Genomic DNA, 16,361 nt, shown 5'->3' on the forward strand with positions numbered 1-16,361 from the left:
AATTACTCCTTTAACAAACTAATTCATTTTATGCCTTCATTTGAAATTACATCTCGTATATCTTCAGTTCTTATAATTTCAAAGATTGGATCTAAAACCTTTAATAGTACTATTAAATCTTTTCTTAATGAACCATAATCAGCTATTTCTAATTCTATTGATGGTGCTTGCCGGCTTATAGCAGCAAGTATAAGAAAATACTTTTGTGGCCATCGGAGATAAATCACCCCTCCAATAATCCAATTAATAATCTGGAATTTACAAAACCTAAAGGCTACGAATGTTATACTTCCTATAAGGTACTCAGGTACCTTATAGGAAGTATAACATTGGAAATTATAAAATGCAATACTAAATATTTGCATTAATAAATCATAAATATCTCTGAAGCCTAAGAATCCTTAATAGATGCAAGTTCCACCATTTTTTCTTTTTATGTGCATATTCTCAAGAATATATATTTTTTAGAATATTACCATATTGGTTCTAGTATTCTGCCCCTATGCCAAGAACAATAAAAAAATACCTATAGACCAAACACTTTGTTCATGTGTCTTGTTCATAGGTATAGTTTAAATTATCTTTTTGATTTTGTTGAAATTTCGACATTTAGCTTTCTTCCAGCAAATTTCTTTCCAATGCAATGCTTCATTATAGATTCCGCTGCATCCTCTGTTACATTTACAAATGAAAACTTTTCAAGAATATCAATATCTCCGACATCTTCTCTTTTTACCTTTGCATTCTCATTAAAGAAATCCACTAGCTTCCTTGGATTAATTTTATCCAAGCGTCCTACATTCAAAAATAATCTCTTGTAATCTGTCTTTGAACCTATTTCATTTTCAGTATAGTCATAATTCACTTCCTTGCTATATACCATATCCATCAATGCCGCTGCCACTTCTACGAGGTTAAACTCTTCATCAAGTTCTGTTGCCATCGGTATAAATTTCTTATAGCTATCCTGCTCCAAGGTTTCCTTTATCTTTGAAAACATATTTTTGTACTTTGAAACAAATATTTCATCGACAGTAGGAATTTCTCTTCTTCTTATCTTGCTTTTTGTCACCTTTTCAATATGCTTAAGAGACATATATTCCCTTGCAGTAACTAGTGTGTAAGCAACACCTTTTCTATTTGCTCTACCTGTTCTGCCTATTCTGTGAACATAGGATTCTACGTCCTGAGGCAAATCGTAATTTATAACGTGAGTTACATTTTCAACATCTATACCTCTTGCTGCAACATCAGTTGCTATTAAAAATTCTAAATTTCCTTCTTTAAATTTTCTTAAGGTATTTATTCTCTGATTTTGATTCATATCTCCATGCATTCCTTCAGCAGTATAACCTCTCCCTTGAAGACCTTCTACCAGTTCATCAACGTTCCTTTTGGTCTTACAAAAGATTATTGCAGATGCAGGTTCATCAACATCCAGTATCCTACATAGTGTTTCAAATCTATCCTTGTTTTTAATTTCATAATAGTATTGATCCACTGTAGCTACAGTCATTGCATTTTTTAAAATGGCTATGTGTTTCGTTTCAGACTTCATATATCTTTTAGCAAGCCTTTTGATCTCTTCAGGCATAGTAGCTGAAAACAACATTGTTTGTCTGTCTTGATTTGAATTTTTTATTATTTCTTCTATATCGTCAATAAATCCCATGTTTAACATTTCGTCGGCTTCATCCAATACAAGAAATCTAATAGAGCTCAAGTTTAAAACTTTTCTTCTTATTAAATCCAGCACTCTCCCCGGAGTTCCTACTACTATATCTATCCCTCTACGTAAAGCTGAAATCTGTCTGTCAATAGGTTGCCCACCGTATACAGGCAGCAACTTAATCTTAGTAAATTTAGCTATACGATTCAATTCATCATTTACCTGTATAGCCAGTTCTCTTGTAGGCGTTAGTATTATACTATTTACCTTACCATCTTGCTTTCCAATTCTGCTTAATATTGGTGCACCAAATGCCAGTGTCTTTCCTGTTCCTGTTTGTGCCTGCCCAATAACATCATGACCTTCTAAAAGAACTGGTATTACCTCAGCTTGAATCTTAGAAGGTTCTTCAAATCCCATTGCATCAATGGCTTTAAGAATACTCTCATCAAGACCTAATTCGCTAAATACCTTATTTTCCAAATTAATCCCTTCTTTCTTTTTTTATAGAATTTATACATTTATCTTATCTATAGCTACTGTAACACTCCCACCTCTTTTTAGGTTGTAGATAACAGCGCCACGCTCAAAGATTAGTTCAACTAAGATTCAGATGGGGATATCCCTATCTCCCACCTTAATCTAGTTTCACTTGATTTCAATGAAAAGCCACCTTAGACAAGGTGGCAAAAATCACCTAATATGTTGTTAATGAACATCAAGATGCTATTTTATACTCTTTGAATATTGGTTGCTTGAGGACCTTTTGTACCTTTTTCAACATCGAACTGAACTTTATCTCCTTCTTGTATACTAAATCCTGAAAGAGAAGATGAATGTACAAAAACATCTTTTTCTCCCTCTACCTCGATAAAACCAAATCCTTTTTCTGAATTAAAAAACTTTACTGTACCTGTTTTCATAAATATCCTCCTTGTAAAAATATTGTATTTTGATTTGTCAAGCATGTCATCACTTGTGAAAGCAAGTTATGATTTATCTTTACTAGACTTTTCCCATTATTGAGTATTCCCATCCTTTCATAAAACAATACTTTGGGAATCACAAAGTAAAATATACATTTTTATCAATTTTTATTTGCCTATTAATTAACTTGGTTAATTCATCCGCTTAATTGATTTTTTCATATAAAATTATGGAAAAGTTATAAAAACAAAATTAGGCCAAGTATATCTCTACTCGGCCTACCTTTATTGGTGTTTTCTAGTAATATTATGGATATAATTATTGTAACATATTATTAGAAAAGAATCTATATTAATTAGGATTTTCTTTCCATAAACATTTAATTTACAGGCTAATAATAATTTAATATTTACAACTTATGCTATAATCTATCCACAATTAATGAATGATAATAAAGAAAGTTATCGATAGAAAATTGGTCTAACAAAGTTAAATTTATAATGAATTACTGCTTTATTACTTGGTTATGAAGACAAAACCAAAGCACTTCACCACAAAAGTGGAAGACTTAAAGATTCTGGAATTATACATTACGATACATATAAAAAACTGACAACAGAAGAAAAAGAAGAAATAATAAAAACTGTTAATGATCCAGAAAATCATTTCCATACAAAAGGAAGAGAAAAAGGTAATTGTAGCACTTACCTTGAATTCTACTATACTAAATGGTCACCACCTAGAGACCCAGAGGTCATAAGCAAAATGGATGATATGCTATATAACAAGCTAACATCATTTATTAAAAAATAATTTTTGTATTTTTGACCTGTAACATTTGAGGAACATCAACAGCCATTATTATCTCTAAAAAATGCAATATAAACCAAAATATACATTTAAAGAAAATGAGAATAATAATAAATTAAATATGAAAAATAAAGACTATTCAATTTACACACAAAAAAGTTCTTGTTCTTAGAAACAACGGAATTAAGCAATGTACATTAAAATAGACTATATTATAAAAATAAATTCTATAATATAGTCTATTTTTAATGCAGTTATTTATAATTGATCTACAACTATGAAACATCTACTATATAATTGTGATTTGATTGTTGGTATCCAAAATGAGAAGTTTAGAAAATAAAAATATCTATTTTTCAGCTTCAGATTTTAATAAAGAATATAGATTCAAATCAACAACACCTTGTCCCTTCCAAGTATATCCCTGCCTAATTGTCCCCTCTTTAATAAAACCATTTCTTTCTAATACATTCTGAGATTTAATATTTTCTGGCATGACAAATGCTTGTATTCGATTTATTCCAATATCATTAAATAAATAGTCTACCATCACCTTTACAGCTTTAGTAGCAATTCCGTTACCCCAAAACTTATCGTTCAACCTGTAGCCTATAGTTATCATATTTACCTCGTTAGAATAGTCAAATATCTCTGCTATTCCAACAACCTTCTCAGGTTCATCATTTAGACATATGCCAAGAAATATACATTTTTTCTTATTTATAAAATATACCTTTCTACTGCGCAGCTAATTATCATCTGATGATATCAACAAATCCCATTCATAAACCTCTACTCTATATAGACCACTTTTAATTATCGGGTCTTTTTCAGCAATCATTCTTGCCTCCTGTAAATCCTTAGCTTTAAATATAATCATGCCACCTCTGGCATTAGCGAATCCTCCTCCAACAAAGTATCTTTCACTAGCAATACCATTTAGATACTTTACATGATCTTGGAAATCTTTTTCTGTAGTTTCTAATCCATTATTCTTATAATCAATTCTCACAAATAACTTGTCTCCTTTTTTTACACTTCTTCTTCCTCCGTCTTCTTAATTATCCATGTAAAATCCTGTACAGGTCTTATATAGTCCTCTTTAATTATTTTCTTTATTGAATATGTTTTTACCCAGAATAACATATATGGCTATTATTGTAAATACAGTATAACCCAATATTAAAAAGACATTCAATACAGGAAGTTCCCTTGCGAGATTTGCTGTGCGACAGATGTGATTATTACGAATTAAGATCAGCTTTAAATAACCTAACAAAATATGAAATGGAACTTGCAGGTTTTTTCTTCTTCAAAAAATAATGCATTAGAAAGAAAATTTCCAATTATATTCTATACTATTATAAAAGTACAAATGTTTAAAGATCCAAAGTTAATTAATGACTTGGATCTTTACTTTATCAGATATTATGCATTCTATTTGCGGATATTAATTTATTATAGCATTGTTTAAAAATGCTTTTTTAAGAATTCACTTCCCTGATCGGCTTGTCTAAAATATATAATACCTTCTTCAATAGTTATGAAATCTTAGCAAGTAGCATTCTATTAAATTTTTCAAGCTCACTCTTATAAGATTTTATATTTTCATTTACAAAGCAATTCTAATTTTCGTATCCATAAGATTTCCTAATTAGATCGAAATGTTCTTGCATAGCATTGTAAGCTAGTGATTCATCCCTTTTCTTTAAATTTCTTAATAAATTCTCATGTATCCATAATAAGCTTTCTTTTGTATTTCCCTCATGAAAAATTTGCATTCTAGCTTTTCGAATAAATTCGTCTACAAGTTGAGATATAACATTAAGTACATTAATTAATAATACATTTCTCGATGCCTTTGCAATTAATTGATGAAACTTAATATCTAATTCAACACTTTCCTCTTCACTACTAGCAATATACATCTTATCTAATAATTCTGCTAAAAGTTCAAGCTCGCTATCTTCTATATTTTTAGCTGCTAATTTAGAACATTGAAGTTCTAGCGTTTCTCTTAAATCATACATTTCTTTGGGCGAACTCTCCTGTAACATAAACATTATTGAAAGAGGTTCAAGCAAAGAGTTATTAAAATTCGTTCGTATATAATTTCCGGCTCCATGTCTGCTTTCTATTAATCCTATGACTTCTAAAGCCCTCATCGCTTCCCTAACAGATGCACGCGATACCCCGAGAGATTCTGCCATCTCTCTTTCTGTCGGCAATTTATCTCCCTTTTTTATTTCTCCATATTTTATTTTATCCTTAATTTTCTCTATAACTTGATCATATACTTTTGGATTTTTATTAAGTACAAGCATATGTTATGTCCCCTCCTTTTCTTATTGATATTTCTTAATACATTATACATCAATTTTCTAAATTCTAATATTCTGAAGAATATATATTCTTCCATGGTAATATTCTTCACAATATTTATTCTTTACCATATGAGAATCTACACTATTTAAACATATCTCCAATAAACTGATGACTATAATTAATAAACGTACTGCAAACGGCACCAATATCCTAGAATAGAGCACAAAAGCTCTGATAAAAAGCAAACATTTTCATCTATATATACATAGGATCCATTAATATTTTTGTTAAATATAGAGATAATATTAATATTAATTTGTATGAATGTATTTAAATAAAACTATGCTGTAACATTTTTCTCAAAATATAGTTTATAAATCTCTTCACAACTATTCTTAATTATGCTTAAAGAAATTAAGGTGATATCATGAAAAAAATACTAATCACAGGTTGTGGTTCTGGTCTTGGACGCGAAGCCTCATTTGCTCTAGCAAATAGAGGTCATTATGTCTATGCAACAACCCACACTGAAGAACAAGCCGCTAGAATTAACGCCATAAATAAAAAATATAATCTTCCTATTGAAAGCTTTAAATTGGATATTTTACATAGTAATGATAGAGCTAGGGTAACTAATCTTGAAATTGATGTTTTAATAAATAATGCAGCCATTGGAAATTCAGGTTCAGTGGCTGAAGTGGATTCCGATATATATCGGGAAACTTTTGAAACAAACGTTTTTTGTCCAATTGAATTGACTCAACTTGTATTAAAACAAATGATTCCTCGAAAAAAAGGAAGGATAATTTTTGTATCATCTTTGGCTGGACGCTCTCCAATTCCATTTTTATCTCCATACTGCGCAACTAAATTTGCATTGGAAGCCATAGGTCCGTCTTTAAACGAAGAGCTTAAAGAACTTAATGATGTTAATATTCCTGTTATTTTAATAGAACCCGGAGGCTACTCTACGGGATTTAATCAAAAAAATATAGCAAAGCAATTTAATTGGATGAAAATTCATTCTTATTTCAAAAACAATATACATTCCCTAGAAAGCAAGCAATATGCATACTTTAAGCTGACAGAATCTACTAATTTTGATTCTATTATGGATAAATACATAATAGCAGTCGAAGACAAATATCCAAGGGAAAGATATGTGTCGCCTTCAATTCAAGGTGCTTTCATTAAAATTAAAAACATCCTAAAAAAATAATTATAAAAGACTAATATAACTTATCAATGTATCACATCAGTTATATTGGTTTTTACCAAGCAAAAATAACCCTTATGCTATATTATATTTATATATACAAGTACCAAAAATTTAAAGCATAAATTATTATAGAAATGATTGGGCATCATTTCTTTTCCACTAGATAACTTGATTATTTTACTAAACGTTCCAAAAAAACAATAAAATTATATCTATTACCTTTAATATTTAAAAATTATACTTCTAACATTCATTGCTATATAAAAATTAATTTAACAGTATAAAATATTATTCAAGTAGAATAATAAATGTATCTTGTAAAGATTGGAGGTACCAATAATTGAATGAAGGATTAGTAGTTTTTGTGCGTGCTATTATTGCATTCTTTTCTTTACTTATTTTTGCAAAGATACTTGGAAAACAGCAAATCAGTCAACTGACATTCTTTGATTATGCCCTTGGAATAACAATTGGATCAATTGCTGCAACTCTTACTACGGACTTATCAAGCAGGGCATGGCCCCATTTTATCGGATTGCTCACTTGGTGTTTACTTGGATATTTAATGGAATGCATTACCGAGAAATGGAGATACGCTGCAAAATATATCGAAGGCGAACCTACAATTGTAATTATGAATGGCAAGATAATGGAAAGTGCATTAAAAAAAATGAAATATACAGCATCAGATCTCATGGGACTATTAAGAGTTAAAGATATTTTTGATTTGTCTAAAGTAGATTTTGCAATTATTGAGCCAAATGGCCAATTATCTGTTCTAAAGAAACCAGAGTATGAACCTTTAACACCTAAAGATATGAGTATTCAAAAAGAACCAAGCGGTATAAGTACTGAACTCATATATGATGGAATTCTTATAAATGAAAATTTGAAACAACTTAATAAAACTGAAAAATGGCTTATTAATCAACTAAAAATTCATAAAGTTAAGGATGTTTCAGAAGTATTTCTTGCGACCTTAACTCCTTCTGGCTCCTTATATATAGACAAATATGATGATCATATGGTAAAAGTAACTGATATTGGTGATTATAAAGGACCATATTAAAGGAGGAATTTATCATGAGAAAATTTTTAGTAATATCGATACCTATAGTTGCACTGATTTTTTTTGTATTAATCATGCTTAGTGGCAATATTTTGAAGGAACCTATGGGCGATGATGATAACATTCCCGAATCAATACAACTACTTATGCAGGATATAGAATCAGGAAATTGGGAAAATGCTGATATTAAAACAGATAACCTATCTAAATCATGGAAAAAAGTTGTCAAACGAGTCCAATTTAGCTCTGAAAGAGATGAACTAAATCAATTTGATATATGTGTCTCACATCTTCGTGGAGCTATAATGGCTAGAGATAAATCTAATTCACTTATTGCTTTAAATGAAGCTTATGAACATTGGATTGATCTAGGTAAATAAATATTAATGCATTTTAAATTCTAAAATTAAAGGACCACTGTATTAAAATATATATTTTCCTTTTTTACTTATTAAATATTATTAACATATGCCATTAATAATATTATCATGATATATAAACGGCATATGTTAATAATCTTTTATTATATAATCAACTTAAACTTCTATAACTTTAGGTAATGTATTAGCCTATATGTTCTTTCCTTTCCACTAACTTTTATAGCAAATAATTTCTCTTTAAATTAAATTTGTAGCTTCATCTTTTATTATTATATATTCTAAATGTAATGCCCTAGTTAGTGAAACATATAATAACCTTTCATCTAAAATATTTTCTTTATAGTTGTTTTCACTTGGATTCAATATTATTGTACAATCAAACTCCAATCCTTTTGTTAAATATGATGGAATTATTATTAGATCTTCTGCTATTTCTTTTTCCTTGCCTAATATTAATTCAAAATTATATTTGCTCTCTCCTTTTAGAAGCCTGTATATTTCTTCACCTTGTAACATATTTTTTGTAATTATTGCTATTGTTCTCTTTCCGTAGTTCTGCACTTCGCTAATGATTTTCTCTATAGCTGAAGTATATTCATGTTCACTAGAAATCTTTACTATTCTAGGCTTTTCACCATGTCTTAAAACTGGTTTGGCATCCTTAAGCCCTAAGTTTTGAGATTGTAATGTTTTCTTTGCAAAATCAATTATTTCTACTGTTGATCTATAGCTTTGTGTCAATTGAATATAGGTTGCATTTCCATCAAAGACTTGTTTGGTTATATCTTCCCATGTCTTTAGACCTTTATAATAATAAATTCCTTGAGCTAGATCCCCTACTAAGGTTAACGCATTACCTTTAGCAAAACTATTAACTAAATATACTTGGAATGGGCTATAATCCTGAGCTTCATCCACTATAATATATTTAAATTTTTCTTCCTCATCAATTCCTTCAAGTAAAATTCTTATATATGCAAGAGCTGGCAAATCATCTTCATCGATTATATTCTTCTCAAAATTACTATTGAATTCTTCCTTCATATAATCTGCCAATACCTTAGGAATCTTACCTCCAGTTGCTGTTTCAAATAATTCATCATTATAAAAATTATAATAGATATCTCTAGAATTTATATCCTTCCAATCTTTAAAGTAATTATTAAATTGCTTTTTACTGTTAGCTTTTACATTTTCCTTTATTTTATCTCTCTCTTCATATAGACTTATAAGTAATTTTCTTCTTTCCGGTGAATCTTCATTTTCTCTTCTTATTTCTCTTATTTTCTTTTCCCATTCATTATCTATTTCTATTAATAGGCTTTCTATTCTTTCTTTTATTTTTAAATTTAAATATCTTTTTATCTCCTTTTTTCTTTTGTTAATTGGATAAGCTTTTAAATCTTTTATATATAACCTCATTATTTCTTTTTTATGAAATAATATCTCATTTCCAACTTTAATATCTTCAATATGAATTGCATCTTTTTCCATTAATGCTATATATCTATCAAGCATTGTTTTAAATAGCATGGTTCCTTTAACTTTGCTTGAATTTACAACAAGCTTTTTTAGATTTTCATCATTTTCTTCTATTATCCTTAATAATTTTTCATCCTTATTATAAACTTTTCCTTTTAGTTTTAACTTTGATAATACCATTTCCTCAAAAGTACTTTGATTTACTTCTTCCGCTCCTAGGCTAGGTAAAATATCTGAAATGTAACTTAGAAATAGTTTATTAGGAGCTAAAACTAAAATTTCATCTCCACTCATGCTTTCTTTATATCTATAAATGAGATAAGCTAACCTGTGTAACGCTATTGTTGTCTTACCTGAACCTGCTGACCCCTGTACTATTATAGGCAGATTTTTAGGCCATCTTATTATTTCATTTTGTTCTTTCTGAATTGTTGCAACAACTTCTTTTAGCTTTTTCCCACTGCTTTCTTCAAGATTTATCTTTAAAAACTCATCAACTAAATTTTGTCCTTCTTCTTCATTTATAATGATGTTATTTATTCCTTCATCAAATACCTTTTCTATATCACTATTCTTATATAAAAATTTTCTTTTTAGTTCTAGCTTTCCTTCAACTATTCCTTGTGGTGCTTTGTAATACGCATCTCCACCAGTTCCGCTGTAATAAAGATCCGCAACTGGCGCTCTCCAATCAACAACAATTTCTTCTCCATCTTTGCTGTTACTTATACCTTTTTTCCCAATGTATATACTTTCAGTAAACCCCATATTTTCTCTAAAGTCTACTCTACCAAAATAAGGCTCTATTAAAGATTCTTCATATTTCTCAATATCTTGAGATAAATAACTAAATATTCTTTCATTAGCTTGCTTTTCTTCACTAAAGCTTTTTACTTGTTTATTTAAAGTCTTAATTTTTTCCCCTACTTCTTCAAATTTTTGTTTCTTTTCTTTTAATTCTTGTTTTATTATATCTTTCTTCTGCAGTAATACGTCTCTTTCTTCGTTCAAAATTGTATCCATATTTACACACTATATAATGACAGGTAGCAAAATTCATTATACTTTTCCTTCCATTAAGATAAATTACTATAATTAGGTATTATACCATAATATCTCGAATTAATAATTCAAATTTTCTAATAATTTTACACTTCTAGATCAATGTATATTATTTTACTAAATGCAGCCAGAAATGCCCGCTTGGCAGTTAGTTTTTTGAACACCAAAACATAAAATTAAAAACTCAAGTAATTTGTTATTAGAATCACTTGAGTTTTTAACGTTTTGTATATATATATAATATTATCTTTTTCATTTACCTTGAGTCATTTTACTCTTATCTAAAATTTTAGATATACCAGATGTTTCCCAATCTTTTATCTCATTAATGGCTTCACTAAAAGTCATTCCTTGCCCTACATATATCCCTATCATGATTAACTCTATAACTTTCCTTTATTTAAAAAACATTTTATTTGCCTTCTCCTAAAAAGTCTTATAAAGAAATATGCAATAATAGCAAAGCCTATTAATTCAGGTAAATAATAAGTTGTATCTGTAATAAGTCTAACAATATCACTATTTACCCAATTACCTTCTGGTCTTGCAGGAAACTTTCATCCCAAGTATGGCCAAAACAATATATTAGGATATAACCACATGCTATCTGATACTAAATGAAGATAACTAGCGATGACAATAATAAAATTTAACCAAATAACTTTTCATTAAATTTTATCACTAAGACTCTTATTTAATCAATTTTACCCTATAAAACATAGCTATAAATTATTAAAAGTACAAAAAAATTCAGCCTGAAAAAAGCTAAACTTTCTTATACTTTTAATAATGTTTTTTAATTATTGAACATTATACATGCCTTTACTCTCCATATACTTAAATATAGATTCTCCATGCTTTTGTTCTTCTTTTTGTATATGATTTAATACATCTCGTACTTCAGTATCCTTAAATTCAAAAATTGCAGTATCATAAGCTCCTGACACATATTTTTCTGTCATTAATAAATCTGAGCATATTTCCTTATCTGACAAATTACTTGTAGTAGTTTGAGATTTATTTGCATTTTGATCAACACCTTGGTTTTTTTGTCCACCTTGTTGTTGATTCATCTGAGGAACATTACCACTTAGTAACTGATTAATTGTATTAAGATGGCTTCTTTCAATTTGCTCGTTATTCTTACAAATTTGTTTCAATTGTGGATCTTGTACCTGATTAGCATAATTCGAATATTTTTGTATACAAATTTCTTCATGACTTTTTTGGTCTTCTAGTAGCATTTTTTCTTTTTGTGTCAAATTTACTTGCATAATAAAACACCTCCATTTTTATTCTTTGAAGGTGCTCTATTTTTTATTCATTTATAAATTAATTTTTTTCCTTAAGTAAGAAAGCCTTGTTATGAAATCCTTTTTATTTTAACATACGGGTCTTATTAAGCAAAAAAGGTGAATATAGTTGCTTTTTGTAAAACAAATCTACTAAATTCACCTTATGTTAATTCCCTATATCTTAAATATGGATACTGCTTCTAATAATTTATCTGCACATTCTTTTGTCTTATGTGTTTGTTCTACAACTTCTTCTGTTAAATTAACTACCTCATTTGACTTATTAGCGATTAAAGTTGTTCCTGTAGCACCTTCGTTAGTTGCCTCCGCAACTTCATTTATTGCTGTTATAATGTCTTCTGTAGAATTAATAAGTTCATCTGATATTTCACCTATAGTGCTAACTAATTCATTAAATACAATAGCATCATTTCTATATTGTTCCCCTGTGTCTACAAGTTTGTCATAGTCTTTCATCACTTGAGTTCCAATAAAATTAATAACTTCATTTGATGTTCCTTTAAGGTCATTCACAGCCATAACAACCTCTTTATTTATCTGCTGTATTTCCATTGTCGTTTCTTTTGAGTTTTCCGCAAGTTTCCTTATTTCATCCGCAACAACAGCAAATCCTCTACCAGCTTCTCCTGCCCTTGCTGATTCTATAGCTGCATTTAGTGCTAATAGATTTGTTTGCTCTGTTATTTCTAATATCCTGGCTGTTAATTCATTTATTTTATCTACCGCCTTAGATTTCTCCACTGCAACTCTTAAGCTTTCTTGCATTTTCAAAGTTATGCTGCTAGATTGCTCCCTTGATTGCAATGCATCAGATTTAAGTTTTTTAGCTCTTTCCTCAATTTCCTTTGCAGTTACCTCTCCGCTTCCAACACTTGATTCCATAGTCTTTATTATGGATTTCATATTTGCTGATGAAGCATTTACTTCCTCTGTAGATGCTGCCGTTTCCTCCATACTTGCAGATAACTCCTCAGTTGTAGCGGATACATCTGAAATTTGGTTATTTAAGTCTACTATATTATCTTGTGTAAAGTTTATTGAATCTAAAACCACATTACATTCACCTTTAACACCAGATATTATATTCCTTAATGATTTTTGCATTTCATTTATAGACTTAAACATTTTTCCTATTTCGTCTTCTCTGTCCACATATTTTTTGTCAACCTCTGCTGTAAGATCTCCTTTAGACAGTAACTCCATTTGTTCTTCTGCATATCTTATTCCTTTTGTCATTCTTTTAATTACAATATGTATTACAGCAATAACAATTAATAATGATAAAACTGCTGAAATTAAAATAACATTAAATATTTTATTATAGCTTTCTAATGTTTTCTCTTTTGGAATTTGGCTGCATAGTATCCAATTAGTCTTTGTATTTTCTAAGTTAACCGGATCTGCTACCATTAAAACTTCCTGTCCTTTTTTTACCGAAGCTCCATAAGTATAAAATTCTTTACCTTGTGAAGTTTCACTTATAACTTTCGCCCAAGCTGCATTATTTTGTTTTGCATCTTTCATCTTTAGGCTTGGATCTTCACCACTTGCTACATAAATACCTTGATTAGATATTAGTTCAACTGTGCCTCCGAGTGGTGTTTTTTCCAATACAAGTTTTTCTAATGTATCGAGCTTATAATCTATAGATATTACTCCTAAGAACTTTCCACTATCATCCAATATAGGCATAGCTAAAGATACCATTGAAATATCTTGTCCATTAACAGTATAAACTGTCGGTTCTGTAATATAAGTACCTTTTAATTCCTTTGGCTTATTGTACCATGTCATATCTGTCTGATCATCATACGCTGGTAATACTACTGTTTGATCTCCATCTCTACTTGCATAAGGTATGAACTTTCCATCCTCTGCAAACTCTTTTCTGCCTTTATAGTAATCATCTTTTCCATCAAATGCATTAGCCTCAAATGCAACTGTAACACCAAAAATTTCAGAATCTGTCTTTAATATTTCTTTTTGCATTTCAATAACCAAATCCCTGTTCTGTGAATTAAGCTTAATTTCGTTGGTTAGTGAACCCCTTAAATCCTTACCTATTGTTTCTAACTTTTCAAAGTTAGATGTAATCTGTTCTGCATAAGATGAAGATATTTCTTTTGCTAAAGTTTCACTATCCATTATGCTTTTAGACTTTATTTGTACTAATATACTTGCAAACACTGCTATATAACACACAAGGATTATTGATCCTATTATTATACTTATTTTTGTCCCTAAATTAAACTTTTTAATCATGCTACGTGTCCCCCTTTATGTTCTAATCTATTGCAACAATATAAGTAATTATAGCATTAATTTGTCATATCTTGTAGTTTCTTAACGCAATTCTAACAGTTTTATACTAATCAGTATAATTATGCTGTGTGTCCTGATATTTTTTACGCATCTATCTTTTCGAAAGCATGTGTAAAAAATCTGCACATCAGAAATGGCAGCTATGCTGCATATAAGAACATTTTATGCAAGCGGATATACTCTATTTTTTTATTCTCTATCAAAACATAACGTTCTGAATCAGCTATTTTCATAATTTATACACACAGTGACACAATGACCACAAATTCTCTAACTATATAATTTCATAGGAACTAAAAAAAGTCTAACCTTAAGACTATAAATTACTAGGTTAGACTCATATTAGTTTGATCTTAATTTTCTTCAATAATTTATTCAGAAGGTTTAGTTACATGTACTGTTCCATATGGATGCTTAGGTGGGGCATAAATAGAGTATACTTTAAGTGGTTTGTTCCCTGTGTTAATAACATTGTGCCAAGTGCCAGCAGGGATAATGATTGCAAAGTCATCACGAGCATTTGCTTGAAACTCTAGATTATCTTTACTTCTTCCCATTTTAACAATTCCTTGTCCGTCTTCAATACGTATGAATTGATCAGTGTCTGGGTGGATTTCTAGGCCTATATCATCGCCTACATTGATGCTCATTAATGTAACTTGAAAATGCTCTCCTGTCCATAAAGCAGTACGAAAATTAGTATTTTGCTTGGTAGCTTTATCAATATTAACTACCAAAGGCTGTGGTCCATAGTCTTTAAGATCCATTTTGCTATTTCCAGTTGCTGATTGTGGAATATCAGCCCTATAATCGTACTCCATTTCATCAAATAGCATAGAATATGGGACAGACCTAAAATTAGAATTCTGGTATGTCCAATTATTATTGTATCCGTTCTCTAAGTTATAATCTGATGTTTCAGTTGAATAATCTACTGAATACATACTATCATTATTCATACTTTTCTTCCTTGTTTATTATTTCAAAAATATAATATGTTATAATTTCACGGATGTTCCATTTTTTAGTAAATATTCATATTAAAAGATATTTCTTAATTTTTAATATCTACTTTAAAACATAAACATTTAGAGACGCCTTATGAAGATTATAATTATTTAAATAATACATCCTATACTCATATTATTTAAATAAATATCATAGTTATTAATTATAAGCTACATATAAGTGGGTGTAAGTCATGACAGGTTTTGAAAACTTAACTCCTGAAGATTCTTTAATTTTAACAAATGCAATTGCTATTTCACTTGCAAAAGGTAAAAATGCTGATGAAATAAATGTTATTGGAAATTTCCTTGTAGGTATAGGTTGTTTACTACTAACAATAGCCTCACAACAACAGTATTTAACTGTATTACAGGAATCTAGGAATTCTAATTCTACACAAAATAACGACAATGCAAATAACACTAATAACAACAATGCCAATAATAATAATAATAATAATGCAGAATCAGCTGCGGCTGATGATGTAATAATTGGTTAGCTTTAGTAGATTAAATATATTTAATCTACTAGGGTTATCCCAAGCTTTTCATAGAATTCCTTATTAATATCATGGCATTCTTTAAGGTTATTGTCTTTCCTAAATTCTATTACATATTGATTAATTCCTTCTCCATATATGCCATCTAATTTCCTAGGCTAATAACCTTTTTCCTTCATTTTTCTTTGTACCTCCAAAACATCTGAACCCATATCTCCAGGCTTTAAATTTACTAATCCTTTTTCAAAAGGACCGTATGGGCCTGCATATTAA

At 29.5% G+C, this 16,361-nt stretch carries 15 protein-coding genes; 4 read left to right on the top strand and 11 right to left on the bottom strand.

Annotated features, from left to right (window positions below; genetic code table 11):
• Positions 1 to 23 precede the first annotated feature (23 nt).
• From PZA12_RS14980 to PZA12_RS15005, 6 genes are all read right to left on the bottom strand, one after another.
• Entirely contained in the window at positions 24 to 227 is a 204-nt protein-coding gene (locus PZA12_RS14980) for a hypothetical protein (protein ID WP_241407889.1), read from the bottom strand.
• A 350-nt stretch (positions 228 to 577) separates the two neighbouring features.
• Complete coding sequence (locus tag PZA12_RS14985; protein WP_078116364.1) at positions 578 to 2,152, bottom strand: DEAD/DEAH box helicase; 1,575 nt, start codon at positions 2,150 to 2,152, stop codon at positions 578 to 580.
• Positions 2,153 to 2,400: 248 nt separating this feature from the next.
• Complete coding sequence (locus PZA12_RS14990; protein ID WP_012059122.1) at positions 2,401 to 2,592, bottom strand: cold-shock protein; 192 nt, start codon at positions 2,590 to 2,592, stop codon at positions 2,401 to 2,403.
• A gap of 1,163 nt (positions 2,593 to 3,755) precedes the next feature.
• Positions 3,756 to 4,154, bottom strand: a complete 399-nt coding sequence (locus PZA12_RS14995; RefSeq protein WP_103698222.1) for a GNAT family N-acetyltransferase — start codon at positions 4,152 to 4,154, stop codon at positions 3,756 to 3,758.
• A complete protein-coding gene (locus PZA12_RS15000) occupies positions 4,155 to 4,418 on the bottom strand; it encodes a YciI family protein (protein WP_103698221.1) in 264 nt (87 codons plus the stop codon).
• Positions 4,419 to 5,031: 613 nt separating this feature from the next.
• The gene (locus PZA12_RS15005) at positions 5,032 to 5,730 is read right to left on the bottom strand and encodes a FadR/GntR family transcriptional regulator (RefSeq protein ID WP_103698220.1); all 699 of its coding nucleotides are present in this window, start codon (positions 5,728 to 5,730) and stop codon (positions 5,032 to 5,034) included.
• 428 nt (positions 5,731 to 6,158) lie between these two features.
• Here PZA12_RS15005 and PZA12_RS15010 point away from each other — a divergent pair, with 428 nt between their 5' ends.
• The 3 genes from PZA12_RS15010 (at position 6,159) to PZA12_RS15020 (ending at position 8,399) form a co-directional block, all read left to right on the top strand.
• Positions 6,159 to 6,950 (top strand): SDR family NAD(P)-dependent oxidoreductase, encoded by a 792-nt coding sequence (locus PZA12_RS15010; RefSeq protein ID WP_103698219.1) that lies wholly within the window; start codon positions 6,159 to 6,161, stop codon positions 6,948 to 6,950.
• Positions 6,951 to 7,290: 340 nt separating this feature from the next.
• Positions 7,291 to 8,019, top strand: coding sequence for a DUF421 domain-containing protein (locus PZA12_RS15015; RefSeq protein ID WP_103698218.1), 729 nt, complete (start codon positions 7,291 to 7,293; stop codon positions 8,017 to 8,019).
• Positions 8,020 to 8,033: 14 nt separating this feature from the next.
• A complete protein-coding gene (locus PZA12_RS15020; protein WP_103698217.1) occupies positions 8,034 to 8,399 on the top strand; it encodes a DUF4363 family protein in 366 nt (121 codons plus the stop codon).
• A 237-nt stretch (positions 8,400 to 8,636) separates the two neighbouring features.
• On the opposite strand, the gene helD is transcribed toward PZA12_RS15020, so the two are convergent.
• The 5 genes from helD to PZA12_RS15045 form a co-directional block, all read right to left on the bottom strand.
• Positions 8,637 to 10,904 (bottom strand): RNA polymerase recycling motor HelD, encoded by a 2,268-nt coding sequence (gene helD, locus PZA12_RS15025; protein ID WP_103698216.1) that lies wholly within the window; start codon positions 10,902 to 10,904, stop codon positions 8,637 to 8,639.
• A gap of 291 nt (positions 10,905 to 11,195) precedes the next feature.
• Positions 11,196 to 11,318: a hypothetical protein gene (locus PZA12_RS15030; RefSeq protein ID WP_278045907.1), complete on the bottom strand. Its 123-nt coding sequence runs from the start codon at positions 11,316 to 11,318 to the stop codon at positions 11,196 to 11,198.
• Positions 11,319 to 11,743: 425 nt separating this feature from the next.
• Complete coding sequence (locus PZA12_RS15035; protein ID WP_103698215.1) at positions 11,744 to 12,217, bottom strand: spore coat protein; 474 nt, start codon at positions 12,215 to 12,217, stop codon at positions 11,744 to 11,746.
• 195 nt (positions 12,218 to 12,412) lie between these two features.
• On the bottom strand, positions 12,413 to 14,521 hold the full coding sequence (locus tag PZA12_RS15040; RefSeq protein ID WP_103698214.1) for a methyl-accepting chemotaxis protein: 2,109 nt from the start codon (positions 14,519 to 14,521) through the stop codon (positions 12,413 to 12,415).
• 431 nt (positions 14,522 to 14,952) lie between these two features.
• Positions 14,953 to 15,540, bottom strand: coding sequence for a cupin domain-containing protein (locus PZA12_RS15045; RefSeq protein ID WP_078116300.1), 588 nt, complete (start codon positions 15,538 to 15,540; stop codon positions 14,953 to 14,955).
• Between the two features lie 242 nt (positions 15,541 to 15,782).
• Between PZA12_RS15045 and PZA12_RS15050 the strand changes: the two genes are divergently transcribed.
• Positions 15,783 to 16,088 (top strand): hypothetical protein, encoded by a 306-nt coding sequence (locus PZA12_RS15050; protein WP_103698213.1) that lies wholly within the window; start codon positions 15,783 to 15,785, stop codon positions 16,086 to 16,088.
• Positions 16,089 to 16,361 lie beyond the last annotated feature (273 nt).

Origin of the sequence: Clostridium beijerinckii, assembly GCF_036699995.1 — a bacterium.
GTDB classification, from domain to species: domain Bacteria; phylum Bacillota; class Clostridia; order Clostridiales; family Clostridiaceae; genus Clostridium; species Clostridium helianthi.